Consider the following 25835-nt stretch of genomic DNA (forward strand, 5'->3'; position numbering starts at 1 on the left):
GGCAATCGAACCGACTGGAGGAGACTGGTCCGACCGCTGCCGTCTAGCGACCGCCCGATGAGGGACCGATGGCCGGAGAATGAACGATCGGTAAGGTGGCGGCGGAACGGCCGCCGAACGCGGCGTTATGGTAGAAAAAGGGTAAACGGGACTGTTCCGACGGGCAATCCGTGGCAATATATGGCCAACGTATGACAGACCACATGCAGGGACGGACCGACGTTGACGATGGATAACGGAAACGACACCGCCAACACGCAGAACCGGGTGACCGACAGAGCCACCGTATCGGCCGACGTCAAGCTGCGCCTGGCCGGCGGCAAGCCGATCGACGTGCGGCTGATCGACCTGTCGACATCGGGATTTCGAACCGAGTTCGTGTCGCGCCTGCATACCGGCGACCACCTCTGGCTGATCCTGCCGGGGCTGGCGCCGCTATTCGCGAAAGTGGCGTGGAGTGACGGGGTGGTCACCGGCTGCCATTTCGAAAAGCCCATCCACATCGCGGTGTTCGACCGCATCGTCGAGACGCTGCGCTGACCAGCGCCGGCGGATAACCGCGTTCAGCGCCGGCCGATCAGGCGTTCCAGCGTGCGGGTGTGGAGGCTATCGCTCTCCTCTTCGCCATAGGCGCGTTCGATGTCGCGGCGTATCCCCTCCAGCTCCGCTTCGCCGAGATGCTCTATGCCGATGAAGGCGTTGCGGGCGCTCTCGACAGCGCGGATCAGCTCGTCGAGCTTGGCCTGGATGGCGCTGGCATCGCGGTTCTGAGCGTTCTGGATCAGGAACACCATCAGGAACGTGACGATCGTCGTGCCGGTGTTGATCACCAGCTGCCAGGTATCGGAATAGCCGAACAGCGGCCCGCTCATTCCCCAGACGGCAACCACAAGCAGCGCCAGCGCGAACGCCGCGGGCCGCCCGGCCCAGGCGGCAACCCTCGTTGCCAGCCGCTCGAATAGCCTCTCCATACGAATTCCTCGCCTGTTTCACGCCTGGAACGATAGCGAGGCTCGCCGGTTCCGGCCCCGGGCGCTTCAGCCCATATGCGGTTCGAACAGCCGGCCGCGCTCGGTGACGAACACCGCCGCCAACGCGCTCACCCCGCACAGCAGGAAGCCAAGTGCGAGCGGCACGGTGGTGCCGTCGAACGCCTGGCCCATAGCGATGCCGATCAGGCCGCCGACGAGCGTCGCGACGAAGCCCTGCACGCTGGCGGCGGTGCCCGCGAGCCCGCCCATATGCTCCATCGCCATCGCGCCGAAATTGGCGCTGGCCAGCCCGAAACAGCCCATCATCAACGCCTGGACCAGCGCGAAGCTGACCAACGTTTCCAGTTCGAGCAAAGCTATCGCCAGATGCAGTCCGGCCAGCGCGATGAAGCCGATCAGCGCGCCATGCGAAATCCGCCGCGTGCCGAGGCGGATGACGAAGCGCGAATTGAGCACCGCCGCCACCGCCATCGTCCCGGCCATCGCCGCGAAAACCGGACCGAGCAGGCGTGGCGAGGCAAAGGTGTCGGAGAAAATCTGCTGCACCGAGTTGATGAAGCCGAACAGCGCGCCGGACAGCAGGGCCAGCGCCAGCGTGTAGCCGACCGACATCCGCTCGCTCAGCACCGTCCGCCACCCGGCGGTGATCGTCGGCACCGACAGCACCAGCCGCCGGTCCGGCGGCAGGGTTTCCGGCAGGCGCAGCCCGGTCCACAAGAACAGGCCGAAGGTGGCGACCGCCAGCACCGCGAAGATCCAGCGCCATTCCGCGACGAGCAGTATCAGCTGCCCGACCGTCGGCGCCAGGATCGGCACCGCCATGAACACGATATAGGCGAGGCTGACCACTCGCGCCATATGGCGCCCGCTGAACCGGTCACGCACGATGGATACGGCCAGCACCCGGCAGGCCGCGACCGCGAAGCCCGCCGCCACCCTCGCGGCAATGAGCAGGGCAAAATCCTGCGCCATCGCCGCGAGCAGGTTGAACAGCGCAGCGAGGACCAGATTGGTCCGCAGCACGCGCCGCCGGCCGAAGCGGTCGGACAACGGGCCGTGGACGATCTGGCCGACGCCCAGGCCCAGGATGAAGGCGCCGATCACCCATTGGCGGGTGTTCGGCTGCTCGACCGCCAGCGCCTCGCCGATCGCCGGCAATGCCGCCATCATCGAATCGATCGACAGCGCCGTCATCGCCATGCACGCGGCGACGATCGCGACGAACTCGCCGAACGGCGGCATGTTGGTGTCGGCGGGCCCGGTCATTGCGCCCCCATGGCAAGAGCCGGACGGCGGTGGAACCCCCTGCGGCGGATATATTCGCGGGCATCTGCCACAGCTACCCGGCGAATCGGCACAGCCAGCATGCACGGGCCGGCACGTAACGGCGACGACCCGCAACAACCGCGGGGCAATTCTCGACATTGTCGCAGGCCTCGCCTATCGCCCCCAGCAAAACCAAGAGGAATTCACGATGGCCAACTCTCCCTCGATTGCCGCCAGCCATGTGCTTGACCGGGTGCTGGTGCTGGAAATGGTTCGCGTCACCGAGGCCGCGGCAATCGCGGCGTCGACACTGGTCGGCCGGGGCGACGAGAAGGCGGCGGACGCCGCCGCCGTGGAGGCGATGCGCGAGGCACTGAACGGCCTGTACATGGACGGCACCGTGGTAATCGGCGAGGGCGAGCGCGACGAAGCGCCGATGCTCTACATCGGCGAGAAGGTCGGCTCCGCGATCGGCAAGGGCCCATGCATCGACATCGCGCTCGACCCGCTGGAAGGCACGACGATCACCGCCAAGGCCGGGCCGAACGCACTGGCCGTGCTGGCGATCGCCGAGGAAGGCTGCCTGCTGAACGCGCCCGATGTCTATATGGACAAGCTGGCGGTCGGCCCCGGTTACCCCGACGGGGTCATCGATCTCGACAAGTCGGCATCGGACAACGTCCGCGCCGTCGCCGCCGCCAAGGGCGTCGCGCCGAGCGAGATCATCGCCTGCGTGCTCGATCGGCCCCGCCACGAAAAGCTGATCGCCGAGCTGCGTGCGCTGGGCTGCGGCATCATGCTGATCCCGGACGGCGACGTCGCCGGGGTGATCGCCACAACCAACCCCGACACGACGATCGACATCTACATCGGCTCCGGCGGCGCGCCGGAGGGCGTGCTGGCCGCCGCGGCGCTGCGCTGCGTCGGCGGCCAGTTTAAGGGTCGGCTGCTGTTCCGCAACGACGACGAAAAGGCGCGGGCGCGCAAATGGGGGATCACTGACCTCAACAAAATCTACGACCTGACCGACCTTGCGAAGGGCGACTGCATCTTCGCCGCCACCGGGGTGACCGACGGGTCGCTGCTCGACGGCGTCAAGCGGTTGAAAGGCGGGGTGATGACCACCGAGAGCGTGGTCATGCGCGCCAGCTCCGGCACCGTGCGCTGGGTGAAGGGCGAGCACCGCAAGCACGCCTGAACCGGGTCTCGAACGCAAGGGGACGGCCATGCCGATCGACGCGACGCAGCCTTATGACGATGCGAACGTCTTCGCCCGCATCCTGCGCGGCGAATTGCCGTGCACCCGGATTTATGAGGACGAGCATGTCCTGGCCTTCCACGACATCAACCCCCAGGCGCCGACCCACATATTGGTGATCCCCAAGGGCCGCTACGTATCGTGGGACGATTTCTCAGCGCGCGCGACCGATGCGGAGATCGCCGGATTCGTGCGCGCCGTCGGTCACGTCGCGCGCGAGCAGGGATTGGTCGCGCCAGGCTACCGCCTGCTCACCAATGTCGGCCAGCACGGCCACCAGGAGGTGCCACATCTGCACGTTCACCTGTTCGGCGGGCGTCCGCTGGGAACGATGCTGGCATCCTAGTCCGGCCGGCAGCGGCGAAAACACCTTCAAGACTATTGCGCCCACCGGATTAGCCTTTACGCTTCCGCGCAACATAATTGTGCGGGGGGTTCCCCGCCATCATGGGGGAACCACTTGATGATCTTCGGACGCGTCAAATCGCTCGACGCCATTCTCGCCACCGCCGAGAAAAAGGGTCTGAGCCGGAGCCTCGGCGCCTTTCAACTGACCATGCTCGGCGTCGGCGCGGTGATCGGCACCGGCATTTTCGTCCTGACCTCGGAAGCGGCGCAGAAGGCCGGGCCGGGGATGATGATCAGCTTCGTCATCGCCGGCTTCGTCTGCGCGGTGGCCGCGCTCTGCTATTCGGAACTGGCGTCGATGGTGCCGGTCGCCGGCTCCGCTTACACTTACACCTACGCGGTGATGGGCGAATTGATGGCCTGGATGGTAGGCTGGGCACTGATCCTCGAATATGCGGTCGGCGCCAGTGCGGTCGCGGTCGGCTGGTCCGGCTATTTCGTCGGGCTGATGAAAAGCGCCTTCGGCATAACCATACCGGCGGCGCTGGCCGTGGGGCCGAGCCAGGGCGGGATGATCAACCTGCCGGCGGTGATCATCGCCGGCCTCGTCACCTGGCTGCTGATCATCGGCACGACGGAAAGCGCGCGGGTGAATGCGGTGCTGGTCGCGATCAAGGTGACGGCGCTGACCCTGTTCATCGCCCTCACCATCCCGGTCATCAAGCAGGATGAGTTCATACCGTTCCTGCCCAACGGCTGGGGGACGATCGGCGTCGTCGGTGCGGCATCGTCGATCTTCTTCGCCTATGTCGGCTTCGATGCGGTGTCGACAGCGGCGGAGGAAACCAAGAACCCGCAACGCAACGTTCCGATCGGCCTGATCGGCAGCCTGTTGATCTGCACGGTCTTTTACCTGCTGGTCTCCGCCGGCGCGATCGGCGCGATTGGCGCCCAACCGGTCCGCGGCCTCGGCGGAGAAATCCTGTCGCCGGGCACGCCGGAACTGGCGCAGCGTTGCGCCCAGATCGTCGCCAACGGCCTGACCGAGCCGCTTGCCTGCTCCAAGGAGGCGCTGGCCCACGTGCTGCGCAGCGCCGGCTGGGTCAAGGTCGGCAACCTGATCGGCCTCGCCGCGTTCATCGCCCTGCCCTCTGTGGTGCTGATGATGATGTTCGGTCAGACCCGCGTGTTCTTCGTGATGGCGCGCGACGGGCTGCTGCCGGCCAAGCTGGCCAGCGTCCACCCGAAATACCACACGCCCCACGTCGTCACCGTCTTCACCGGCGTCGTCGTGATGATCGCCGCGGCCTTCCTCCCGGTCGGCAAGCTGGCGGACTACTCGAACTCCGGCACCTTGTTCGCCTTCGCGATGGTCGCGATCGCGGTGCTGGTGCTGCGCAAGACCGATCCGGAGCGCCACCGGCCATTCCGCACCCCGCTGATCGGCCTGGTCGCGCCGCTCGCCATCTTCGGCTGCCTCGGCCTCTACGTGAAGCTGCCGCTGGTCGCGATCCTGGTGCTGCCGGTGTGGGGGCTGGTCGGCCTGGTCATCTATTTCGGCTACAGTCGCCGCCACAGCTATGTCGGCCGCGGCATCACCGACGTGCCGGAACTGGATGCGGCGGCGCCGCCCTTGCCGGTGCCGCCGCTGCCCGGCGCCCCGACCCCGGGCGACAAACAGGCCTGACACCGGCACATTAGAGTTCGTCCGCTTCAGGCGAAATCGGCACCAGCTTGAATAGGACAAACTCTAGCAGGGCAACGGAACGTCCGGCCATCTCGCGCGCTCTTCCGCCAGGGAGAGCGCGCGATGATGAACCTGACATCGGACGAATGGGTCTATGTAACCTTCCTGCTGCTGCTGGCGTTCGTCGTCGGCCTGCTGGTGCGCGGCGGATCGGGCAAGTGGAAACGGGCGCTGGCGCGGGAGCGCGAGGCGCACGCGGCGCTGCGCGCCGACCATGAGGCGCGGATCGCCGCCGCCAACGCCCGCATCGCCGAACTGGAGCGGCAGCTGCCGGGCGCCGATCCGCTGGCCGGCGGCGCGATCGCCGCGGCGGCGGCCGGGCGGCATGACGACCTGACCCTGATCCGCGGCATCGACCGCGACGGCGAGGCCCGGTTGAACGCCGCCGGCATCCACGGCTACCGTGCGATAGAAGCGCTGTCCGCCGAGGAGGAGGCCGCGCTGGAAGGCCGGCTGGGCTTCGCGCCCGGCCGAATCGCCAACGAGCAGTGGCGCGAGCAGGCGGCGCTGCTCCGCGCCGGCAAGATCGACGAGGTCCGCGCCCGCTATGGCTGATGCCGTAGCGAGCCCGTCACCTGCTTAGCCTCGGTTCTTCAAACCCGGTTCTTGAGCGCCGCCTGCGCCGCCGCCAGCCGCGCGATCGGCACCCGGTAGGGCGAGGCGCTGACATAGTCGAGGCCGGCGCCCTCGCAGAAGGCGATCGACGCCGGGTCGCCGCCATGTTCGCCGCAAATGCCGAGCTTGATCTCCGGCCGGGTCGCGCGGCCGCGCTCGACCGCGATGCGGATCAGTTCGCCGACGCCTTCGGTATCGATACTGACGAACGGGTCGCGCGTGAAAATGCCCTTGTCGACGTAGCTGGTCAGGAACCGGCCGGCGTCGTCGCGGCTGACACCCAACGTCGTCTGGGTCAGGTCGTTGGTGCCGAAGCTGAAGAACTGGCCGACCTCGGCGATCTCGCCCGCTTTGAGCGCAGCGCGCGGCAGTTCGATCATCGTGCCGACCAGATAGGCGATCTCCCGGCCCTTCTCGGCAAATACCGCCTTGGCGGTGTCGTCGATGATCGCCTTCATCAGATCCAGCTCGCGCCGGGTCGCGACCAGCGGCACCATCACCTCCGGGATCGGCGCGGCGCCGGTCTTGGCGGCGACGTCGCACGCCGCCTCAAAAATGGCGCGAGCCTGCATCTCGTAGATTTCGGGATAGGTCACGCCCAGCCGGCAACCGCGATGACCAAGCATCGGATTGACCTCGTGCAGCTCGGCGGCGCGGCGCTTCAGCGTGTCGACGGCGACCGATGCCGCCTCCGCCACCTCGGCGAACTCCGCCTCCTCGTGCGGCAGGAATTCGTGCAACGGTGGATCGAGCAGGCGGATCGTCACCGGCAGGCCGGTCATCACCTCGAAAATCTCGGTGAAGTCGGCGCGCTGCTCGGGCAGCAGCTTGTCGAGCGCGGCACGGCGGCCCTGCTCGCTGTCGGCGAGGATCATCTGGCGCACCGCGGTGATCCGCCCGGCGTCGAAGAACATATGCTCGGTCCGGCACAGGCCGACGCCCTCCGCGCCGAAATCGCGGGCGGTGCGGCAATCGTGCGGCGTCTCCGCATTGGTGCGGACCTTCAGCCGGCGGGCACCGTCGGCCCAGGCCATCAGCGTGCCGAAATCGCCGGCCAGCTCCGGCTGCACCGTCGCGACCTCTCCGGCCATCACCTCGCCGGACGCGCCGTCGATGGTGATGACCTCACCTTCCTTGATCGTCCGTTCGCCGACGCGGAACAGCCGGGCCTTAGCGTCGATCGCCAAAGTGCCGGCGCCGGAGACGCAGGGCCGCCCCATGCCCCGGGCGACCACGGCGGCGTGGCTGGTCATGCCGCCCCGCGCGGTCAGGATGCCCTTGGCGGCGTGCATGCCGTGAATGTCCTCCGGGCTGGTCTCGACCCGGACGAGGATCACCGCTTCACCCAGTGCCGCGTGCTTCTCCGCCGTATCGGCGTCGAACACCACCGTGCCCGAGGCGGCACCGGGGCTGGCCGGCAGGCCGCTGGTCAGCACGTCGCGCGGCGCCGCCGGGTCCAGCGTCGGGTGGAGCAGCTGGTCGAGCGCCGCCGGGTCGACCCGGGCCACGGCCTCGTCGCGGCTGATCAGCCCTTCGTTCGCCATGTCGACCGCGATCTTGAGGGCGGCGGCGGCGGTGCGCTTGCCGTTGCGGGTCTGCAGCATCCACAGCTTGCCGCGCTCGACGGTGAACTCAATGTCCTGCATGTCGCGGTAATGGTCTTCGAGCAGCGCAAAGACGCGGGCCAGCTCAGCGAAGGTCTCCGGCATCGCTTCTTCCATCGACGCCGCCTTGGCCCCGGCCCGCTCGCGCGCCGCCCGGGTCAGGTATTGCGGAGTGCGGATGCCGGCGACGACGTCCTCGCCCTGCGCGTTGATCAGGAATTCGCCGTAATAGGCGCGCTCGCCGGTCGCCGGGTCGCGGGTGAAGGCGACGCCGGTCGCCGAGGTTTCGCCCATGTTGCCGAACACCATCGCCTGGACGTTGACGGCGGTGCCCCAGTCGCCGGGAATCCCGTTCAGCCGGCGATAGACCTTGGCGCGTTCCGACTGCCAGGACCCGAACACCGCGCCGATCGCGCCCCACAACTGGTCGTTAACGTCCTGAGGGAACGGCTTGCCCCACTGCTGCTCGACGATCTTCTTGTAGCTGCCGACCAGCGCCTGCCAGTCCTCGGCGGTCATGTCGGTGTCGAGGAAATGACCCTTATCCTCCTTGGCCACCTCCAGCGCTTCCTCGAACGCGCCATGGTCCAGTTCCAGCACCACGTCCGAATACATCTGGATGAAGCGGCGGTAGCTGTCCCAGGCGAAACGCCGATCACCGGACACCTCCGCCAGCCCCTCGACCGTCTCATCGTTCAGACCAAGGTTGAGGACAGTGTCCATCATTCCCGGCATCGACACCCGCGCGCCGGAGCGGACGGATACGAGCAGCGGATCAGCCGCATCACCGAAGCGTTTGCCGGTGATTCCCTCGATATGGGTCAGGCCGTTCGCGACTTCCGCGCGCAGGCTGTCGGGGAAGCGCTGGCCGTCATCATAATAACGGGTGCACATCGCGGTGGAGATGGTGAAGCCCGGCGGCACCGGCAGGCCGATCGAGGCCATGCCATCCAGGTTGGCGCCCTTGCCGCCCAGCAGATTCTTGTCGCCCTGGCCGCCGTCCGAAACACCGCCGCCGAAGCGGTACACATATTGCGTCATTCCAAACCCATCCCTGCGAAATCAAACAATTGCGATACAAAAAGCGGTTTGCGCCGGTTCCCCGGTCATCGTTATGTATGCGTGATCACTTCTCTATTCGCGAAAAGTCGGCGACGTGGTGGACCGCGTCGCGCATGCGGGCAAGCAACGCCAGCCGCGCCTGCCGCTTCGCGGGATCGGCGTCGTTGACCGTCACCGCATCGAAAAACGCATCGATCGGTGCGCGCAGGCTGGCCAGCGCCGCCATCGCCCCGGCGAAATCCTCCGCCGCAACCGCTCGCTCCGCCAGTGGCTCTGCCGTGTTGAGCGCCGCGATCAGGGCCGTCTCGGCCGGCTCTGTGGCGTAGGCCGGGGCCGACCATAGGCTATCCGCAACACCTTCCTTCTTCAGGATATTGGCGGCACGACGATAGCCGGCAAGCAGGTTGGCGCCGTCCTCGGTCTCGACAAAGGCCTGGAGCGCATGGACGCGGGCGAGCAGGCGGACGAGGTCATCCTCCCCGCCCAGCGCGAACACCGCGTCGATCAGGTCGTGGCGGACGCCCGCTTCCTTCTGCTGCACCTTCAGGCGGTCGATCATGAAATTCCAGAGATAGTCAGTTACGGAAATAGCTGTTCCGCGCCTTGCAATCTCGGCGTCGGTCAAAGCCCTATCCGGCGAATGCCCGAGCCAACCTTGCCGCACTGCCTCCCCAATGTGCAGCTTCAATCCGTTGTGCTCGAGAAGGTTGATGATCGCGATCGCCGCCCTTCTTAGGGCGAACGGATCTTTAGAGCCGGTGGGGTATTCCTCGATCTCGAAGAAGCTGCATAGCGTATCAAGCTTGTCTGCCAGGCTCACCGCCACCGTCACCGGCGCGGTCGGCACATCGTCGCTCTGCCCGACCGGCTTATAATGGTCGCGGATGGCTTCGGCGACTTCGGCGGGTTCGCCCTGCGCGGCGGCGTAATAGCCGCCCATGATGCCCTGCAGTTCCGGGAACTCCCCGACCATGCCGGTGACGAGATCGGCCTTGGCAAGCCGCGCCGCCCGCTCCGCCAGGTCAGCCAGTCCCCGTCCATCCCGAGCGTCGTGGGGGGATGCGCCCGGCCCGGCATTCTGCGTCCCTCGACTACGCTCGGGATGAACGGATGGGGGCAAGGAATTTGCCGGGGCGGCGGCGCCGACGATGCCTTCCTCGACCAGCCAACGGGCGAGCTTCGCCACCCGGTCGACCTTGTCGGCGACGGTGCCGAGCTTCTCGTGGAAGACGATCTTCTCCAGCTTCGGTAGCTGATCCTCAAGCCGGACCTTAAGGTCGGTCTCGTAGAAAAAGCGCGCGTCAGACAGGCGGGCGGCGAGCACCTTGCGGTTGCCCTCGACAATCTGGGCGCCGCCGTCGGCCGCCTCGATATTCGCCACGCAGACGAAGGCGTTGGCCAGCGTGCCCGCCACGTCGCGGCAAACGAAGTATTTCTGATTCACCCGCGCGGTGAGCTGGATCACCTCCGGCGGTACGCTCAGGAACTCCGGGTCGAAGCGGCCGAGCAGCGGCACCGGCCATTCGGTCAGCCCGGCATTCTCGGCGAGCAGGCCGGCATCCTCGACCAGGCTCAGCCCGGCACCTGCGGCAAGAGCGGCGGCGCCCTTCGCGATGATCGTCGCCCGCTCGTCGGCGTCGACGATGACATGGGCGGCGCGCAACTGATCGGCGTAGGTCGCGGCGCTGGCGATGCGGATCACGCCACTGCTGTGGAACCGGTGGCCGACGGTGCTGTCGCCGGCGGCGACCCCGGCGACCTCGAATGGCACCACGGCTCCGTCGAGCAGCGCGATGACGCCGTGCAGCGGGCGCACCCAGCGCAGACTCTCGGTCGACAGCGAGTCGGTGCCCCAGCGCATCGCCTTGGGCCAGGGAAAGGCGCGGACAATCGCCGGCACGGCCTCCGCCAGCACCTGCGCGGTGGCACGGCCGGGGGTTTCGACATGGGCGAACCACACGCCGTCGCGCTCGACCAGCGCCTCGCGGCCCAGCCCGGTCTTGCGCAGGAAGCCGTCGATCGCCTGGTCCGGCGCGCCGACGCGCGGGCCTTTCAATTCCTCGCTCACCGCCGCCGTTTCCAGCGGCAGGCCGCGCGCGATCAGCGCCAGCCGGCGCGGGGTGGCGAAGGTCTCGATCGCCTCGGCGGCCAGCCCGGCCCTGCCGATCTCCTCGGCGAATAGGCGAGCCAGGTCGCCCCGCGCCCGCGCCTGCATCCGCGCGGGGATTTCCTCCGACTGCAATTCGAGCAGGAAATCAGCCATGGCGGGCGACTTCCTGTTGGTAGGATGGGGTGCGTCCCTCGACTGCGCCCGGGATGGACGTGTCCTGGCTAGCGCAGTCGGAAGCGGCCTGGGACCGTTGCGTGTCCAAACCGCCCATCCCAAGCGCAGTCGAGGGACGCACCAGTCCGGTTTCCCCGCCGGTCATGCCGCCCACCCGTGCTTGTCCATCCACGCCGCGCAGCTGCCCTTCGCCAGATCGCGGACCCGGCCGATATAGGCCTGGCGCTCGGCGACCGAGATCACGCCGCGTGCGTTCAGCAGGTTGAAGACATGGCTGGCCTTGATCGCCTGTTCATAGGCCGGGATCGGCAGCTTCGCTTCCAGGCAGCGCTCGCACTCCGCCGCCGCCTTGCGGAACAGGTCGAACAGCATGTCGGTGTCGGCGATCTCGAAGTTCCAGGTCGACATCTGGCGCTCGTTCTCCAGGAACACGTCGCCATAGGTAACGCCGGTGTCGTTGAATGCCAGATCGTAGACGTTGTCCTTGCCCTGGATGTACATCGCCAGCCGCTCCAGCCCGTAGGTCAGCTCCGCCGCCACCGGCTTGCAGTCGAAACCGCCCATCTGCTGGAAATAGGTGAATTGCGACACCTCCATGCCGTCGCACCACACTTCCCAGCCCAGCCCCCAGGCGCCAAGCGTCGGGCTTTCCCAGTCGTCCTCGACGAAGCGGATGTCGTGGGCGGTAGCATCGACGCCGATCGCCGCCAGGCTGCCCAGATACAGATCCTGCACGTCGGACGGGCTGGGCTTCAGCACGACCTGATACTGGTAATAGTGCTGCAGCCGATTGGGGTTCTCACCATAGCGGCCGTCGGTTGGGCGGCGACTCGGCTGGACGAAGGCGGCGTTCCACGGCTCCGGCCCCAGCGCGCGCAGCGTCGTCGCCGGGTGGAAAGTGCCAGCGCCCATCTCCATGTCGTAAGGCTGGAGGATGACGCAGCCGCGCGCGCTCCAATAGGCGTGGAGCGTCAGGATCATCTGCTGGAAACTGGGCGTCTTCGCCTCTGCCAAGATCGTTTCTTTCGCGGTCGCACAAAATATGGCGCCGCTTTGGCGGATGGCGGCCGCGGAATCAAGCAAAGCGCAAGACGAAGCAACGAAGCCGGGCTATGGGCGGGGGCTATGACACGCCTGCTCGCCTTGCTGCTGATGCTGCTCGCCACCCCGGCGGCGGCGCGAAACGCCAACCCTGCGCTGTGGGTGGTGAAGGACGCCGACACGACGATTTACCTGTTCGGTACCGTCCATGTTCTGCCCCCCGACATCGCCTGGCTGCATGGCAAGGTAAAGGCCGGTTTCGACGCCGCTGACGAGTTGGTGATCGAGATGATCGCGCCGGAGGACGGCAGCGCGGGACGGACGATGCTGGCGCGGGCGATCGATGCCGACGGTCCGCCGCTCTGCACCAAGATGGCAGACGCCTGCCCGGCCTATCAGGCGGCCCTCGCCGGGCTTGGCGTGCCGACCGAAGCGTTCGAGCGGATGGAGCCGTGGTTCGTCGCCACCACCCTGTCGATCCTGCCGTTGCAGGCGCTCGGCTATTCGGCCGAAACCGGGGTGGAGAAGGCGCTGACCGCCGCCGCCAAGGCCGCCGGCAAACCGGTGAGCGAACTCGAGACGTTCGACCAGCAAATCGGCTATTTCGATTCGCTGCCGGAGCCGCAGCAGGTTGCGTTCCTAAACAGCACGGTCGAGGAACTGCCCCGGCTGAAGGAAGAGATGGCGAAGATGGTCGACGCCTGGGCTGCCGGCGACGCGGAACGGCTCGGCGCGATCATGAACGAGTCGCTTGCCGAGAACCCGGAGATCGCGAAGCGGCTGCTCGCCGAGCGCAACGCGCGCTGGGCGGACTGGATCAAGACGCGGCTCGACCGGCCGGGTACCGTGTTCGTGGCGGTCGGCGCCGGGCACCTGGCCGGCAAGGACAGCGTGCAGGCGATGCTCGCCGCGCGCGGCGTGACGACGGCGCAGGTGCACGATTGAACAGCCAGTCGTCGCCGGCGGTTCAGCTTCGCGGCGCTAGGGACAAGCGCATGAGTCGCCTGTTTCGCCTGCTCGCGCCGGTCGCGGCGCTGTTGATTTCCGCCTGTGCCGGGTCCGGCCAGGCCGAAAGCGCCCGCCCCGCCTTGTGGCGCGTGTCCGATCCGGACACGACCATCTACCTGTTCGGCACCATCCATATGCTGCCGTCCAACTACCGCTGGCGCACGGCGAAGTTCGACGCCGCGCTGGCCCGCACCGACACGCTGGTGATGGAGATCGCCGATGTCGGCAACGCCGCCGGCAATGCCGAGGCGTACCGCGCGGTGGCGACGGCGGCCGGCCTGCCGCCGATCCTGGACCGTGTGCCGGCGGACAAGCGCGCGGCATTGCAGGCGGCGATCGACAAGGTCGGGTTGAAGCCGGCACAGCTCGACCGGCTGAAGACCTGGGCGGCGGCGCTGGCGATCGGCGGGGCGAGCAGCGCCGCGACCGGGGCCAGCCCGGCCAACGGCGTCGACAAGCAGCTCGGCAAGCTGTTCGGCGATGCTGGCAAGCCGATATTGGGACTTGAGACGACGGCGCAGCAGCTCGCCTATTTCGATACGCTGCCGGAGGACGCGCAGCGCCAACTGCTGACCGGCATGCTCGACGGCGCGTCAGGCGAAGCGGACGACGTCACCCGGATGATCCGCGCCTGGGGCCGGGGCGACGTCCGCACCATCGCGGTGACGTTCGACGAGGAACTGAAACTGTCACTCACCCTGGCCGACCGCCTGATCCGCCAGCGCAACACGGCGTGGACAGCATGGATCGAACAGCGCCTCGCCACGCCCGGCATTGTAATGGTCGCCGTCGGCGCCGGCCACCTCGCCGGCAAGGACTCGGTGCTGGAGATGCTGAAGGCGAAAGGCCTGAAGGTCGAACGCCTGCAGTAACGCTGATCGACCGGTACCGCTGCCACCGCGCCTTTGCGCGCGCTCGCCGCGGAATACGCTGGAGCGTCCCGCACAAGCCGAACCGCCGCACGGCCCAATTTCATTCCAGCAAGAAACGTTCAGCCGATCGATTGCCCGGTCTTTGCCCAGTCGGCGAGGAAGCCTTCGATTCCCTTGTCGGTCAGCGGGTGGCGGGCGAGCTGACGGATCACGGCCGGCGGCGCGGTCATGATGTCGGCGCCGATCTTCGCCGCTTCCAGCACGTGTACCGGGTGGCGGACGCTGGCGACCAGGATTTCGGTGTCGAAGCCGTAATTGTCGTAGATCAGCCGGATGTCGGCGATCAACTGCATGCCGTCGAAGCCGTTGTCGTCGTGACGGCCGACGAAAGGCGAGATGAACGTCGCGCCCGCCTTCGCCGCGAGCAGCGCCTGGTTGGCGGAAAAGCACAGGGTGACGTTGACCATCGTGCCGTCGCCGGTCAGCGCCTTGCAGGTCTTCAGCCCGTCGATGGTCAGCGGCACCTTGATCGCGATGTTGTCGGCGATTCGGCGAAGCACCTCCGCCTCGCGCAGCATGCCTTCATGGTCGAGGGCGACGACCTCGGCCGAAACCGGGCCGTCGACGATGCCGGCGATCTCCGTCACCACCTCGATGAAGTCACGGCCGGCCTTGTGGATCAATGACGGGTTGGTGGTGACGCCATCAAGCAGGCCGGTGGCGGCCAGCTCGGCGATGTCCGTGGTGTCGGCGGTGTCGGCGAAGAATTTCATGGCGGGGCGGCTCGCTGCAAAATGGCTGTTGGCCGCCCGCCTAGCTCAATCGCTGCGCGGGCGGAAGGGCGGCATCCGCCCGGACAGTGTCCGATCGCCGAAATACTGGTTACGCAGCGCCGCCGCGGCGTGGATCACGAACAAGACCACCATCGCCAGGATCAGCACGCCATGAACTACCTCGGCCGGCTCATGCGCCGCCTCGGGCACGCCCGGGATCAGCGGCCAGGACATGCCGCCGACGAGCGTCGTCGTCGTCACATCCGTCTTGCCGGACGAGATCAGCACCCAGCCCGACAGCGGCAGGATCAGCAGGATCGCATAGAAGAGCAGGTGGCTGACCCGCGCCGCTGCCCGCTCCCAGCCCGGCATCGTCGCCGGAAAGGGCGGTGGCGGGTTGGCGACGCGCCAGCCGATCCGACCCACGGTGAGCAGCAGGATCAGGATGCCGACGGTCTTGTGCCACATGAACCAGTCGCCCTTGGCCGGGGTGCCGCGCGGCAGATCGGCGAAGGTCCAGCCGATATAGAGCTGCGCCAGCACCAGTACGGCGAGAATCCAATGGAGAGTACCAGCCACTCGGTTGTAGCGCGCATTCTGCATTGGCTTCCTCTCGATGTTGCGACCGGCGGCGCGCGGTTCCTAGAATAGAAATTCGACAAGCACCTGGCCGAGCCGGTGGCTGGGCCAAGCGAAATGGAGAATGGCACCGCCGATCGCGATAGCCAACCGGATAACGCCGAACAGCATCACGGCCGAAAGGGCGAGCAGCAGCACGGTGAGGGCAATACCGGTCCGTTTGCGGATGTGGCTTGCCGAAATCGGCGCGCGCGCCCGGGACCGATAGTCGTCGCCACGGCCGCCCCGCAGCGCGTCGATATCGGCGCGGATATCGTCGGCGGCGCTGATCCCCCGGTGCTGTGCGTGCATGCGAAGCGTCCCTCCCCGATGCCGTTTGCGAAAGAGACTAACCTGCCCGGCCGGATTTCATAGTCAAAAACGACCGGGCCGCCGTCCCATCCTGACCCGGCTAGCCGACGCACGCCGGCTGGGCTAGGCGGTCGCGATGGTGAACGATCGTGACATTGCCCTTGCCCACGCCCTTGCCAACGCGGCCGGGCAGGCGATCCGCCCCTTTTTCCGTGCCCGTTTCGATATCGAGACCAAGCCCGATTCCTCGCCGGTGACCGAAGCCGACCGCGCCGCCGAGGCGGCGATGCGCCGGCTGATCGAGGCGGAAGCGCCGCGCGACGCGATCCTTGGCGAGGAATATGGCGAAAAGCCCGGAACGTCTGGCCGGCAATGGGTGCTCGACCCGATCGACGGCACGGTCAGCTTCATGGCCGGCCGCCCCAGTTTCGGGACATTGGTCGCGCTGCTGCAGGACGGCTGGCCGGTGCTGGGCATCATCGACCAGCCGATCATCAGCGAACGCTGGATCGGCGCGCTCGGCCAACCGACGCTGTTCAACGGCGCCCCGGCCCGCACCCGCCGATGCACCGCCCTTGCCGATGCGACGCTGGCCACCACCGGCCCCCAGTATTTCAGCGACCATGACGGCGCCCACTTCATGGCGCTCGCCAGCCGCTGCGCGCACAAGCGCATGATGTTCGGTGGCGACTGCTACAATTACGGCCTGCTCGCCATCGGCCATGTCGACCTGGTCGTCGAAGCGGGGCTGAGCCTGCACGACTTCGCCGCGCTGGTGCCGATCGTCGAAGGCGCCGGCGGGACGATGTGCGACTGGAACGGAGAACCTTTGAACGACAACAGCAGCGGAAATGTCATTGCGCTGGGGGACCCGGCGCGGCTCGACGACGTTATCGAGGGACTGGCCTGCGATCATTGAAACTGGGAAAGGACGGGGATCATGGCATATCAAGGCAGCTGCCATTGCGGCGCGGTGACCTACACGGTCGAGGGTGATATTCCCGATACGGCGACAAGTTGTAACTGCTCGCATTGCCGGCGCAAGGGCTTCCTGCTCAGCTTCGTTCCCTTCGACCACTTCCGGCTCGACAGCGGCGAGGACCGACTAGCCACCTATCATTTCAACAAGCATGCGATCGACCATCGCTTCTGTACCGTCTGCGGCTGCCAGAGCTTCGCGGTCGGCACCGGGCCGGACGGGGCAAGGATGGCCGCGGTCAACCTGCGCTGCGTACCCGAAGCGGACCTGGATGCGCTGACCATCGAAGCGGTGGACGGCGCCAGCCATTAGGGTGATCCACTGCCATGGGAAACGGCGCCGGCCCTCTCCCTCATGACTTGCGCCGGCGCGTGAATCCGGCTAGGCGGCCGCCTTCGCACGATAGAAAAGCTGACCTGCCTGGCTGAAAGGGCTGCCAGGGCCGGTCGATATCGTCGCATACAAGGAGACGAAAATGCCCAAGCTCAAGACCAAGAGCGGTGTGAAGAAGCGCTTCAAGATCACCGCGACCGGCAAGATCAAGCACGGCGTCGCCGGCAAGCGGCACCGCCTGATCAGCCACAACGCCAAATATATCCGCCAGAACCGCGGCACCTCCGTCCTGTCCGACGCCGATACGGCGACGGTCAAGGCCTGGGCCCCCTACGGCCTGAAGTAAGGAGCGCGAACCATGGCACGAGTGAAACGCGGCACGACCACCAAGGCCAAGCACAAGCGGATTCTCGATCAGGCGAAGGGCTATTACGGCCGTCGCAAGAATACGATCCGCATTGCCCGCCAGGCCGTCGAGAAGGCCGGGCAGTATGCCTATCGCGATCGCAAGGTGAAGAAGCGCAGCTTCCGCGCCCTGTGGATACAGCGGATCAACGCCGCCGTGCGCGCCGAGGGGCTGACCTACGGCGTGTTCATCCACGGGCTGAAGCTGGCGAATATCGACCTGGACCGTAAGGTGCTGGCCGACATCGCGATGCACGAGGGCGACGCGTTCAAGGCGATCGTTACCCAGGTGAAGGCGGCACTGCCGAAGGATGCGCGCGTCGCCGCCTGACCGACAGCGCATACAAAAGAAACAGGGGCGTGGCGCACAGGCGCCGCGCCCCTTTTCGTGTCAGCCGCGGTTTTACGCGTCAGTCGGTCGCCTTCTCCTCCGGATCGCTCGGCTTCAGCTTGGCGGCCGGCTTGCGCCGACTCTGGTTCGCATAGAGCAGGGCAGCGGCCAGCGCAGCTGAGCCGATGCCGACCCCCACCCCGGCGGCCACCCATTTGCGCTTGTCTTTCGCGGTCGGCGGGGTCTCGGGTTTCTGATCGGACATTGCTTTGCTCCACTAACGGTCTCCCGGCCTGACTCGCAGGCCGGGAAGTCGTCTGTCAACCGTCGGTGCCTGGCGGCAGGCGTTGGTGGGGGTTGATCGAACGCATATCCCGCGCCTACGGCATGCCGGCCCGGTCGGCTGCGGCGCGGCGGGAAAGACGAAGGGACCAAGGGTGAGCGATCTCGAGGCAATCGGGCAAGGCCTGATGGCGGATATCAAGTCGGCGGACAGCCTGGACGCGCTCGACGCGATCCGGGTCGGCGCGCTCGGTAAGCAGGGCAGGGTGACCGCGCTGCTGAAGACGCTGGGCGGGATGAGCGCCGACGAGCGGCAGGTGCAGGGTCCGCGCATCAATGGCCTGCGTGAGGCGGTGGCGGCGGCAATCGCCACGCGCAAGGCAGCGCTGGAGGAGCGCGCGCTCGCCGCCCGCCTGGCGTCCGAGGCGATCGACCTGACCCTGCCGGCGCCGGACGCGCCACAAGGCTCTGTGCACCCGGTCAGCCAGGTGATGGACGAGCTGGCGGAAATCTTCGCCGACCTGGGTTTCGCCGTCGCGACCGGGCCGGAGATTGAGGACCAGTGGCACAATTTCACCGCGCTCAACATGCCGGAGAGCCACCCGGCGCGCGCGATGCACGACACCTTCTACCTGCGCGCGAACGAAGGCGAGGAGGCGCGCGTACTGCGCACCCACACCTCCCCGGTGCAGATCCGGACGATGACCAGCCAGCAGCCGCCGATCCGCATCATTGCACCCGGCCGCGTCTACCGTTCGGACAGCGACGCCACCCACACGCCGATGTTCCATCAGATCGAGGGGCTGGTGATCGACAAGGCCATCCACCTTGGCCATCTGCGCTGGACGCTGGAGACCTTCCTGAAGGCGTTCTTCGAGCGCGACGACATCCAGCTGCGGCTGCGCCCCAGCTATTTCCCGTTCACCGAGCCGTCGGTCGAGGTCGACGTCGGCTATTCGATCGAGAAGGGCCGGCGGGTGATCGGCGGCGCCGAAGGCTGGATGGAGGTGCTGGGCAGCGGCATGGTCCACCGCCGGGTAATCGAGGCATGCGGGCTCGACCCGGACGTGTGGCAGGGCTTCGCGTTCGGCACCGGCGTCGACCGGCTGGCGATGCTGAAATACGGGATGGACGATCTGCGCGCCTTCTTTGACGGCGACCTGCGCTGGCTGCGCCATTACGGCTTCCGCAGCCTCGACGTGCCCACTTTGTCCGGGGGAGTGGGGGCATGAAGTTCACCCTGTCATGGCTGAAGGACCATCTCGACACCAGCGCCGACGCGGCGACGGTGGCGGAGATGCTGACCCGCATCGGGCTGGAGGTCGAGGGCGTCGAGAACCCGGCGGAGGCGCTGGCGCCATTCCGCATCGCCCGGGTGCTGACCGCCGAGCCCCACCCGCAGGCCGACAAGCTGCAACTGCTGTCGGTCGATGCCGGCGACGGGCCGGTGCAGGTCGTCTGCGGCGCGCTCAATGCCCGCGCCGGGCTGGTCGGCGTATTCGGCGCGCCCGGCGCCTATGTGCCGGGCAGCGGCATCACCCTGAAAGTCGCGGCGATCCGCGGGGTCGAAAGCCGGGGCATGATGTGCTCGATGCGCGAACTGGAGCTGGGCGAGGCGCATGACGGCATCATCGAGCTGCCCGCCGACGCGCCGGTCGGTGCCGCCTATGCCGATTGGGCCGGGCTGGACGACCCGGTGTTCGACGTCGCGATCACTCCGAACCGGCAGGATTGCATGGGCGTGCGCGGTATCGCCCGCGACCTGGCCGCCGCCGGCCTTGGCACGCTGAAGCCGCTGGCGGTGCCGGACGTGACAGGCGCTTTCCCCTGCCCGATCGAAATCCGCACCGACGATGCAGAAGGCTGTCCCGCCTTCTACGGCCGGGTGATCCGCGGCACCCGCAACCGCCCGTCACCGGATTGGCTGCAGCGCCGACTGACCGCGATCGGCCAGCGTCCGATCTCCGCGCTGGTCGATATCAGCAACTACCTGATGTTCGCGCTCGGCCGGCCGAGCCACGTCTACGACCTTGCGAAGCTAGCGTCGCCGATCGTCGCCCGCCGCGCCGCGCCCGGCGAGACAGTGACGGTGCTGAACGGCAAAACCTATGCGCTGACCCCGGAGATGACGGTCATCGCCGACACGCGCGAGGTCCACGGCATCGGCGGGATCATGGGCGGCGAGCATTCCGGCACCGCCGATGATACCACCGACGTGCTGCTGGAGATCGCCTTCTTCGACCCCGAACGCATTGCCCGCACCGGGCAAGCGGTGGCGCTCGCCTCCGACGCGCGCAGCCGGTTCGAGCGCGGGGTCGACCCCACCTTCCTCGATGACGCTCTGGCGATCCTGACCGGCATGATCCTCGAAATCTGCGGCGGCGAGCCGTCCGAGGCGGTGCGCGCCGGCGCGGCGCCGGTTGCCGACAAGACAGTGGATTATGACCCCGGCCTTTGCGCGCGGCTGGGCGGCGCCACCGTCCCCGCCGCGGAGCAGCGGGCGATCCTGGAACGGCTCGGTTTCGGCGTGTCGGGCGAGGCGCCGATGCGGGTGACGGTGCCGTCGTGGCGCCGCGATGTCGACGGCCCAGCCGATCTGGTCGAGGAAGTGGTCAGGATCACCGGCATCGACAGCGTGCCGTCGGCGCCGCTCGACCGCATGCCCGGCGTTGCCGCGCCGACCGCAACGCCGGAGCAACTGGTCGAGCGCCGTGTCCGCCGGGCAGCGGCGGCGCGCGGCCTGAACGAGGCGCTGACCTGGAGCTTCATCGCCGAAGCGGAGGCGGCGGTGTTCGGCGGTGGCGCCTGGGCGCTGGCCAACCCGATCAGCGAAGACATGAAAGTGATGCGGCCGACACTGCTGCCCGGCCTGCTGGCGGCAGCGCGGCGCAACGCCGATCGCGGCGCGGCGACGATCCGGCTGTTCGAGATCGGACGACGCTACCTCGCCGATGCCGAGCGGCTGACGCTGGCCTTCGTGCTGGCCGGTGACAAGACGGCGCGCGCCTGGCGGACGGGCAAGGCGCAGCCGTTCGACGCGTTCGATGGCAAGGTGGAGGCGCTGGCGCTGCTCGCCGCCGCCGGCGCGCCGGTCGACAACCTGCAAGTGCTGGGCGAGGCGGCGGCCGCCTATCATCCGGGCCGCTCGGCGACGCTGCGGCTGGGGCCGAAGACGGTGCTGGCGGAATTCGGCCTGCTCCACCCGGCGCTGGCCCGGACGCTGGGGCTGGATGGTGATGTTGTCGCCGGCGAGATCTTCCTCGATTCGATCCCGGCGCGGCGGGCGGCGGGGCGGATGCGGTCCGCCTACGCTCCGCCGGCGCTGCAGGCTGTGTCGCGCGATTTCGCCTTCCTGGTGCCGGAGGGGCTGGCCGCCGACGCGTTGGTCCGCGCCGTCCGCGGCGCAGACAAGGCGGCGATCGTCGATGCGCGGCTGTTCGACCTGTTCACCGGCCAGGGCGTGCCGGCCGGACAGAAATCGCTGGCGATCGAGGTAACGCTGCAACCGGCGGACAAGAGCTTCACCGAGGAAGACCTGTCAGCGGTCTCGGCGAAGATCGTTGCCGCCGCCGCTAAGCTGGGCGCGACGCTGCGCGGCTGAACGGCATAGCCACGCTTGGCAAGCGGCGCGGCACCGGCGACAAGGGGCGCGATGCACAGCCTGCCGGTCTTTCTTCGCCTAGCCGGTCGCCCGGTCATGCTGATCGGCGCGGGGGAGGCGGCCGACGCCAAGCGGCGGCTGCTTGAGCGGGCCGGCGCGGCCGTCGTTGGAGAGGATGGTGACGCGGCACTAGCCGTCGTCGCGGTCGCCGACGGGGTGGAGTCGGTCGTCGCGCGGCTGAAGGCACGCGGTATCCTGGTCAACGCCGTTGACCGGCCGGCGCTTTGCGACTTCACCCTGCCGGCAATCGTCGATCGCGATCCGGTGCTGATCGCGATCGGCACTGGCGGCGCCTCCGCCGGCTTGGCCGCCGCGCTGCGCCAGCGGCTGGAGGCGCTGCTCCCCGTCACGCTCGGCACGCTGGCTACCCAATTGCGGCATGTGCGCGGCGCGCTCCGCGCCCGCTGGCCGGACGGCGATGCGCGGCGGCAGGCGATCGCCGCTGCCCTAGGCCCCGGCGGCGCGCTCGATCCGCTGACGGAGCATGATGCGGGCGCGCTCGACCGCTGGCTGGCCAAGGATGAGGCGGCGGAAGCGAAAGCGGCGCTAGTCCGGATCGCGCTTCGTTCACTCGATCCCGAAGACCTGAGCCTGCGCGAGGCGCGCTGGCTCGCCCGCGCCGACCGGGTCTACCACCGCGCCGGGGTGCCGCCCGTCATCCTCGACCGGGCCCGCGCCGACGCGCCGCGCATTGCCTGCGCCGCGCCGCCGGAGAATCCGGGGCCGGGCCTGTCGGTCGATATAAGCTAGATCTGGGTCAGGCGGCGACCCGGCCGCCAAGCCGGGCAACCTCCGCCTGCAGGCGGAAAGTGTTGGCGCGAGCCTCGTCCAGTTCGGAGCGCAGCGCGCCCAGCTCCATCGCCCGGCGGACGATGCGGGCGTCGAGCGCGATGTTGGACTGGCGCAGCGCCTCGAACGCGTGGGCGCGGTCGAGCAGCCGGGCGATACGGGCGCCGAGCACCTCGAACGCGAACGGTTTCGACACATAGTCGTCGGCACCGGCACCGAGCGCCTCGACCGCCGCGCCGTCGTCGCTGCGCGCGGTAAGCATCAGCACCGGCAATGCCGCGGTCGTCATCGTCGAGCGCAGTTCGCGCAGCACCGCCAGGCCGGACATCTGCGGCATCACCATGTCGAGGATGGCCAGGTCGAAACGCCGGGCCTGCATCATGTCCAGCGCGGCGAAGCCGGTGTCGCACAGGCTGACCAGATAACCCATCCGGGTCAGCCGCTTGCCCATCACCGCCAGGTTGGTGCGGCTGTCGTCCACCACCAGGATGGACGGTCCGGGAACAGGGGCGGCGACATCGCTCATCCCCCGCGCCTACGCGCTGAGCGGTTGGGAAATGGTTAACCGGTGCCGAACGCTGTTCGGCTCAGCCGCTGTTGCGCAGCGCCGTCGCCACCGCGTTGATCGACAGCTGGATCCCCTCGGCGATGCGCGGATCGTCCTCACCGGCGCGGTGCCGCTTCAGAAGCTCGATCTGGAGTAGGTTCAGCGGCTCGATATAGGGCAGGCGCAGGCGGATCGATTCGTCCAGCGCCGGGCTCTTCTCCAGCAAACGGGCCTGCCCGGTCGCGGCGAGCAGCGAATCCTGGGCGCTGTGCCAGCCGTCGCGGATCCGCCCGAAGATCGCGTCCGCCAGCGCCCGGTCCTCAACCAGCGTCGCATAGCGTTCGGCGATGCCCATGTCGGACTTGGCGAGCACCATTTCCATGTTGCCGAGCGTCGCGGCGAAGAACGGCCAGCCCTCCGCCATCGCGCGCAGCAGCCCCTGGTCGGCAAAGCCGGTCAGCGCTTCACCGACGCCGTACCAGCCGGGCAGCATCACCCGCGCCTGTGCCCAGCTGAACACCCAGGGGATGGCGCGCAGATCCTCGATCGCGTCCGATTTGGTACGGCTCGACGGGCGCGAGCCGATCTTCAGCGTCGCAATCTCGGCGATCGGCGTCATCTGGCGGAAGAAGGTGCGGAAGCCGTCGGTCTCGTAGACCAGCGCGCGATAGGCGCGCATCGAATCGGCCGACAGCGTGTTCATCGCCGCGGTGAAACGGGCGGCGTCGGTCGCCGACAGGCAGTCCGGCTCCAGCGAGGCGAGCAGGGTGGCGGCGGCGATCGCCTCCAGATTGGTCGTCGCGCTTTCGCTGTTGCCGTATTTGGCGGCGATCACTTCCCCCTGCTCGGTAATGCGGATGCGGCCCTGGACGGTGCCGGCGGGCTGGCTGCGGATCGCGGCGAAGGACGATCCGCCACCGCGCCCGACCGCGCCGCCGCGCCCGTGGAACAGCTGCATGCGGACGCCCGCTTCGGCGAACACCGGCGCCAGCGCCTTGCTCGCCTCGTGCAGCGCCCAGTTGGAAGTCAGGTAGCCGCCGTCCTTGTTCGAATCGGAATAGCCGATCATCACTTCCTGATGGCCGCGTGCGCCGGCGATGGCTGCGGTTTCCGGCACCGCGAACCATTGCCGCATCACCGCCGGCGCCGCTTCCAGATCGGCGATCGTCTCGAACAGCGGCACCGGCATCATCGCCGCCTCGGCCGGCTCGCCGGGGCGGTAGAGCCCGGCCTCCTTCAGTAGGATATTGACCTCCAGCAGGTCGGACACCGACCGCGCCATCGACACGACATAGTTGGTCATGCACGCCGGCCCGTAGCGGCCGTGCGCCTTGGCGGCGGCGCGGACGATGTCCAGCTCACTGCGCGTCTCATCGGAATAGTCGGCGAAGGCGCTGGCAAGCGGGCGCGGCGATGCCAGTTCGCGGCGAAGCAGCGCGACCCGCGCGGCCTCGTCGAGCGCAGCATAGTCCGCCTCGACCCCGGCGACGCGCAGCAGTTCCGCCACCACCCGCTCGTGGACGGCGCTATTCTGGCGCATGTCGAGCGTCGCGAGGTGGAAGCCGAATGTCTCGACTGCGCGGATCAACCGGTCGAGCGCGCCGCCGCCAATACCGTGACCCTCCAGCCCCTTGGCGAGCGCATCCAGATCAGTGCGCAAAGCCTCGGGCGTCGCATAGGGCGCGCCTGGCAGGTGAGAGGGGCGCGGCGGCGCCCGGCCGATCAGCGCCTCGTAGGTCGCCGCCAGCCGGGCATAGATTCCGGACAGCGCCCGCCGATACGGCTCGTCGGCGCGGCTCGGCGCGGTATCGCCGCTCGCCTCGGCCAGGGCGACAACGGCCGGGCTGGCATCGGCAAGCGTGGTCGACAGCGACAGTTCGGCGCCCAGTGCGTGGACCCCGTCAAGATAATGGGACAGCGCCGCCTCCGCCGCGCTGGACAGGGCCAAGCGCAGCGACGCGGCGACGACGAACGGGTTGCCGTCCCGGTCGCCGCCGATCCAGCTGCCGATTTTCAGGAAGCTTGCCGGGCGGCAGCCGAGAAGCCGTTCCCAGCGGGCGTAGAGCGCCGGCAGCGTCGGCAGGAACACGTCGCGCAGATAGGCGAGGGCGTTCTCCACCTCGTCGGCGACGTACAGCCGCTCACCGCGCAGCGGCCGCGTTTCCCAGAGCAGTGCGATCTGGCGATAGATGCCGTCCTCGATCCGGTCGCCATCCGCCGTCTCCAGCGCGCCGCTGTCGCGCAGCCGCATCAGCGCGGCGATGCGGTTGCGATGGTCGATCACGCTCTTGCGGCGCACCTCGGTCGGGTGGGCGGTCAGCACCGGCACGATCAGCGCCGCGTCGAGCAGCGCGGCGACCGCGTCGCGGGACACGCCTTCCTCGTCCAGCCGGTTGAGCACGTGGACGAGATCCGCGTCGGACTCGACCGTCGCGCCTTGCCGATCCTCGGCCAGGTTGGCGAGCATCGAGAACAGCATGAAGCCGCGGACGAACGCCAGCGTATCGTCCAGGGTCAGCGCGTCGAGGCCGGGATCGATGGCGTCGGCCTCTGCAATGCCGCGATGGCGGTCGACGGAGGCGGAGCGGATATATTCGGTGCGGCGGAACAGCGCCTCGCCGCCCTGGCAGCGGATGACGTCGCCGAGCAAGCGCCCGAGAAAGCGGATGTCGGGGTTCTGGGTGATCGGGGGTGCGCTGGCCATGCTG

At 68.1% G+C, this 25835-nt stretch carries 25 protein-coding genes; 14 read left to right on the plus strand and 11 right to left on the minus strand.

The annotated features are described in order from the left end of the window. Positions 1 to 228: 228 nt before the first annotated feature. Positions 229 to 540 carry a PilZ domain-containing protein gene (locus tag E4A53_RS04720; RefSeq protein ID WP_136161937.1) on the plus strand — a complete coding sequence of 104 codons (312 nt, stop codon included), beginning with the start codon at positions 229 to 231 and terminating at the stop codon, positions 538 to 540. A 23-nt stretch (positions 541 to 563) separates the two neighbouring features. On the opposite strand, the gene E4A53_RS04725 is transcribed toward E4A53_RS04720, so the two are convergent. After that, a complete protein-coding gene (locus tag E4A53_RS04725) occupies positions 564 to 971 on the minus strand; it encodes a low affinity iron permease family protein (RefSeq protein ID WP_136161938.1) in 408 nt (135 codons plus the stop codon). A gap of 66 nt (positions 972 to 1037) precedes the next feature. After that, the gene (locus tag E4A53_RS04730; RefSeq protein WP_136161939.1) at positions 1038 to 2258 is read right to left on the minus strand and encodes a multidrug effflux MFS transporter; all 1221 of its coding nucleotides are present in this window, start codon (positions 2256 to 2258) and stop codon (positions 1038 to 1040) included. 208 nt (positions 2259 to 2466) lie between these two features. Here E4A53_RS04730 and glpX point away from each other — a divergent pair, with 208 nt between their 5' ends. The 4 genes from glpX (at position 2467) to E4A53_RS04750 (ending at position 6166) form a co-directional block, all read left to right on the plus strand. Beyond that, a complete protein-coding gene (gene glpX, locus E4A53_RS04735) occupies positions 2467 to 3456 on the plus strand; it encodes a class II fructose-bisphosphatase (RefSeq protein ID WP_136161940.1) in 990 nt (329 codons plus the stop codon). A 28-nt stretch (positions 3457 to 3484) separates the two neighbouring features. Next, the gene (locus E4A53_RS04740) at positions 3485 to 3862 is read left to right on the plus strand and encodes a histidine triad nucleotide-binding protein (protein WP_136161941.1); all 378 of its coding nucleotides are present in this window, start codon (positions 3485 to 3487) and stop codon (positions 3860 to 3862) included. A 117-nt stretch (positions 3863 to 3979) separates the two neighbouring features. Beyond that, positions 3980 to 5551, plus strand: coding sequence for an amino acid permease (locus E4A53_RS04745; protein ID WP_136161942.1), 1572 nt, complete (start codon positions 3980 to 3982; stop codon positions 5549 to 5551). A gap of 123 nt (positions 5552 to 5674) precedes the next feature. Beyond that, the gene (locus E4A53_RS04750) at positions 5675 to 6166 is read left to right on the plus strand and encodes a hypothetical protein (protein ID WP_136161943.1); all 492 of its coding nucleotides are present in this window, start codon (positions 5675 to 5677) and stop codon (positions 6164 to 6166) included. Between the two features lie 38 nt (positions 6167 to 6204). On the opposite strand, the gene ppdK is transcribed toward E4A53_RS04750, so the two are convergent. The 3 genes from ppdK to E4A53_RS04765 all read right to left on the minus strand — a co-directional run bounded on the left by ppdK (position 6205) and on the right by E4A53_RS04765 (position 12157). Further along, positions 6205 to 8871, minus strand: a complete 2667-nt coding sequence (gene ppdK, locus E4A53_RS04755) for a pyruvate, phosphate dikinase (RefSeq protein ID WP_136161944.1) — start codon at positions 8869 to 8871, stop codon at positions 6205 to 6207. An 85-nt stretch (positions 8872 to 8956) separates the two neighbouring features. Beyond that, positions 8957 to 11155, minus strand: coding sequence for a glycine--tRNA ligase subunit beta (gene glyS / locus E4A53_RS04760; protein WP_136161945.1), 2199 nt, complete (start codon positions 11153 to 11155; stop codon positions 8957 to 8959). 162 nt (positions 11156 to 11317) lie between these two features. Continuing rightward, positions 11318 to 12157 (minus strand): glycine--tRNA ligase subunit alpha, encoded by an 840-nt coding sequence (locus E4A53_RS04765; RefSeq protein WP_136162070.1) that lies wholly within the window; start codon positions 12155 to 12157, stop codon positions 11318 to 11320. Between the two features lie 144 nt (positions 12158 to 12301). On the opposite strand from E4A53_RS04765, the gene E4A53_RS04770 reads away from it, so the two are divergent. After that, a complete protein-coding gene (locus E4A53_RS04770; protein WP_136161946.1) occupies positions 12302 to 13162 on the plus strand; it encodes a TraB/GumN family protein in 861 nt (286 codons plus the stop codon). A gap of 50 nt (positions 13163 to 13212) precedes the next feature. Continuing rightward, entirely contained in the window at positions 13213 to 14097 is an 885-nt protein-coding gene (locus tag E4A53_RS04775; protein ID WP_136161947.1) for a TraB/GumN family protein, read from the plus strand. 119 nt (positions 14098 to 14216) lie between these two features. Here E4A53_RS04775 and fsa read toward each other — a convergent pair whose 3' ends face one another. Genes fsa through E4A53_RS04790 form a run of 3 tightly spaced genes read right to left on the minus strand, consistent with a single transcriptional unit; the run spans position 14217 to position 15800 of the window. Beyond that, a complete protein-coding gene (gene fsa, locus E4A53_RS04780) occupies positions 14217 to 14870 on the minus strand; it encodes a fructose-6-phosphate aldolase (RefSeq protein WP_136161948.1) in 654 nt (217 codons plus the stop codon). Between the two features lie 45 nt (positions 14871 to 14915). Further along, complete coding sequence (locus E4A53_RS04785) at positions 14916 to 15473, minus strand: cytochrome b (RefSeq protein WP_136161949.1); 558 nt, start codon at positions 15471 to 15473, stop codon at positions 14916 to 14918. A 39-nt stretch (positions 15474 to 15512) separates the two neighbouring features. Next, entirely contained in the window at positions 15513 to 15800 is a 288-nt protein-coding gene (locus E4A53_RS04790) for a hypothetical protein (RefSeq protein WP_136161950.1), read from the minus strand. Between the two features lie 136 nt (positions 15801 to 15936). Here E4A53_RS04790 and hisN point away from each other — a divergent pair, with 136 nt between their 5' ends. The 4 genes from hisN (at position 15937) to rplT (ending at position 17848) form a co-directional block, all read left to right on the plus strand. Then, positions 15937 to 16719: a histidinol-phosphatase gene (hisN, locus tag E4A53_RS04795; protein ID WP_136161951.1), complete on the plus strand. Its 783-nt coding sequence runs from the start codon at positions 15937 to 15939 to the stop codon at positions 16717 to 16719. Between the two features lie 21 nt (positions 16720 to 16740). Continuing rightward, positions 16741 to 17091 carry a GFA family protein gene (locus tag E4A53_RS04800; RefSeq protein WP_136161952.1) on the plus strand — a complete coding sequence of 117 codons (351 nt, stop codon included), beginning with the start codon at positions 16741 to 16743 and terminating at the stop codon, positions 17089 to 17091. 163 nt (positions 17092 to 17254) lie between these two features. Further along, positions 17255 to 17458: a 50S ribosomal protein L35 gene (rpmI, locus tag E4A53_RS04805; protein WP_136161953.1), complete on the plus strand. Its 204-nt coding sequence runs from the start codon at positions 17255 to 17257 to the stop codon at positions 17456 to 17458. Positions 17459 to 17470: 12 nt separating this feature from the next. Further along, the gene (gene rplT / locus E4A53_RS04810) at positions 17471 to 17848 is read left to right on the plus strand and encodes a 50S ribosomal protein L20 (protein ID WP_136161954.1); all 378 of its coding nucleotides are present in this window, start codon (positions 17471 to 17473) and stop codon (positions 17846 to 17848) included. A gap of 79 nt (positions 17849 to 17927) precedes the next feature. On the opposite strand, the gene E4A53_RS04815 is transcribed toward rplT, so the two are convergent. Further along, a complete protein-coding gene (locus E4A53_RS04815; protein ID WP_136161955.1) occupies positions 17928 to 18113 on the minus strand; it encodes a hypothetical protein in 186 nt (61 codons plus the stop codon). 205 nt (positions 18114 to 18318) lie between these two features. Between E4A53_RS04815 and pheS the strand changes: the two genes are divergently transcribed. The 3 genes from pheS to E4A53_RS04830 are packed head-to-tail and all read left to right on the plus strand — an operon-like array spanning position 18319 to position 22541. Beyond that, positions 18319 to 19362 (plus strand): phenylalanine--tRNA ligase subunit alpha, encoded by a 1044-nt coding sequence (pheS, locus tag E4A53_RS04820; RefSeq protein WP_420822603.1) that lies wholly within the window; start codon positions 18319 to 18321, stop codon positions 19360 to 19362. Next, entirely contained in the window at positions 19359 to 21731 is a 2373-nt protein-coding gene (gene pheT / locus E4A53_RS04825) for a phenylalanine--tRNA ligase subunit beta (protein WP_136161957.1), read from the plus strand. Before pheS ends, pheT begins: the two co-directional genes overlap by 4 nt. Before the next feature lie 51 nt (positions 21732 to 21782). Continuing rightward, positions 21783 to 22541, plus strand: a complete 759-nt coding sequence (locus tag E4A53_RS04830; RefSeq protein WP_136161958.1) for a precorrin-2 dehydrogenase/sirohydrochlorin ferrochelatase family protein — start codon at positions 21783 to 21785, stop codon at positions 22539 to 22541. Positions 22542 to 22548: 7 nt separating this feature from the next. Here the strand turns inward: E4A53_RS04830 and E4A53_RS04835 are convergent, their stop codons facing one another. Then, a complete protein-coding gene (locus E4A53_RS04835; RefSeq protein ID WP_136161959.1) occupies positions 22549 to 23106 on the minus strand; it encodes a response regulator transcription factor in 558 nt (185 codons plus the stop codon). Positions 23107 to 23167: 61 nt separating this feature from the next. Continuing rightward, entirely contained in the window at positions 23168 to 25831 is a 2664-nt protein-coding gene (gene ppc, locus E4A53_RS04840; RefSeq protein ID WP_136161960.1) for a phosphoenolpyruvate carboxylase, read from the minus strand. Positions 25832 to 25835: the final 4 nt, after the last annotated feature.

Origin of the sequence: Sphingomonas flavalba, from assembly GCF_004796535.1 — a bacterium.
GTDB classification, from domain to species: Bacteria; Pseudomonadota; Alphaproteobacteria; order Sphingomonadales; family Sphingomonadaceae; genus Sphingomonas_L; species Sphingomonas_L flavalba.

Bases quoted from the DNA above. Each gene is read 5' to 3' on its own strand.
- E4A53_RS04720 (WP_136161937.1), top strand. From the start codon at position 229: ATGGATAACGGAAACGACACCGCCAACACGCAGAACCGGGTGACCGAC.
- E4A53_RS04725 (WP_136161938.1), bottom strand. From the start codon at position 971: ATGGAGAGGCTATTCGAGCGGCTGGCAACGAGGGTTGCCGCCTGGGCC.
- E4A53_RS04730 (WP_136161939.1), bottom strand. From the start codon at position 2,258: ATGACCGGGCCCGCCGACACCAACATGCCGCCGTTCGGCGAGTTCGTC.
- glpX (WP_136161940.1), top strand. From the start codon at position 2,467: ATGGCCAACTCTCCCTCGATTGCCGCCAGCCATGTGCTTGACCGGGTG.
- E4A53_RS04740 (WP_136161941.1), top strand. From the start codon at position 3,485: ATGCCGATCGACGCGACGCAGCCTTATGACGATGCGAACGTCTTCGCC.
- E4A53_RS04745 (WP_136161942.1), top strand. From the start codon at position 3,980: ATGATCTTCGGACGCGTCAAATCGCTCGACGCCATTCTCGCCACCGCC.
- E4A53_RS04750 (WP_136161943.1), top strand. From the start codon at position 5,675: ATGATGAACCTGACATCGGACGAATGGGTCTATGTAACCTTCCTGCTG.
- ppdK (WP_136161944.1), bottom strand. From the start codon at position 8,871: ATGACGCAATATGTGTACCGCTTCGGCGGCGGTGTTTCGGACGGCGGC.
- glyS (WP_136161945.1), bottom strand. From the start codon at position 11,155: ATGGCTGATTTCCTGCTCGAATTGCAGTCGGAGGAAATCCCCGCGCGG.
- E4A53_RS04765 (WP_136162070.1), bottom strand. From the start codon at position 12,157: ATGATCCTGACGCTCCACGCCTATTGGAGCGCGCGCGGCTGCGTCATC.
- E4A53_RS04770 (WP_136161946.1), top strand. From the start codon at position 12,302: ATGACACGCCTGCTCGCCTTGCTGCTGATGCTGCTCGCCACCCCGGCG.
- E4A53_RS04775 (WP_136161947.1), top strand. From the start codon at position 13,213: ATGAGTCGCCTGTTTCGCCTGCTCGCGCCGGTCGCGGCGCTGTTGATT.
- fsa (WP_136161948.1), bottom strand. From the start codon at position 14,870: ATGAAATTCTTCGCCGACACCGCCGACACCACGGACATCGCCGAGCTG.
- E4A53_RS04785 (WP_136161949.1), bottom strand. From the start codon at position 15,473: ATGCAGAATGCGCGCTACAACCGAGTGGCTGGTACTCTCCATTGGATT.
- E4A53_RS04790 (WP_136161950.1), bottom strand. From the start codon at position 15,800: ATGCACGCACAGCACCGGGGGATCAGCGCCGCCGACGATATCCGCGCC.
- hisN (WP_136161951.1), top strand. From the start codon at position 15,937: ATGGTGAACGATCGTGACATTGCCCTTGCCCACGCCCTTGCCAACGCG.
- E4A53_RS04800 (WP_136161952.1), top strand. From the start codon at position 16,741: ATGGCATATCAAGGCAGCTGCCATTGCGGCGCGGTGACCTACACGGTC.
- rpmI (WP_136161953.1), top strand. From the start codon at position 17,255: ATGCCCAAGCTCAAGACCAAGAGCGGTGTGAAGAAGCGCTTCAAGATC.
- rplT (WP_136161954.1), top strand. From the start codon at position 17,471: ATGGCACGAGTGAAACGCGGCACGACCACCAAGGCCAAGCACAAGCGG.
- E4A53_RS04815 (WP_136161955.1), bottom strand. From the start codon at position 18,113: ATGTCCGATCAGAAACCCGAGACCCCGCCGACCGCGAAAGACAAGCGC.
- pheS (WP_420822603.1), top strand. From the start codon at position 18,319: ATGGCGGATATCAAGTCGGCGGACAGCCTGGACGCGCTCGACGCGATC.
- pheT (WP_136161957.1), top strand. From the start codon at position 19,359: ATGAAGTTCACCCTGTCATGGCTGAAGGACCATCTCGACACCAGCGCC.
- E4A53_RS04830 (WP_136161958.1), top strand. From the start codon at position 21,783: ATGCACAGCCTGCCGGTCTTTCTTCGCCTAGCCGGTCGCCCGGTCATG.
- E4A53_RS04835 (WP_136161959.1), bottom strand. From the start codon at position 23,106: ATGAGCGATGTCGCCGCCCCTGTTCCCGGACCGTCCATCCTGGTGGTG.
- ppc (WP_136161960.1), bottom strand. From the start codon at position 25,831: ATGGCCAGCGCACCCCCGATCACCCAGAACCCCGACATCCGCTTTCTC.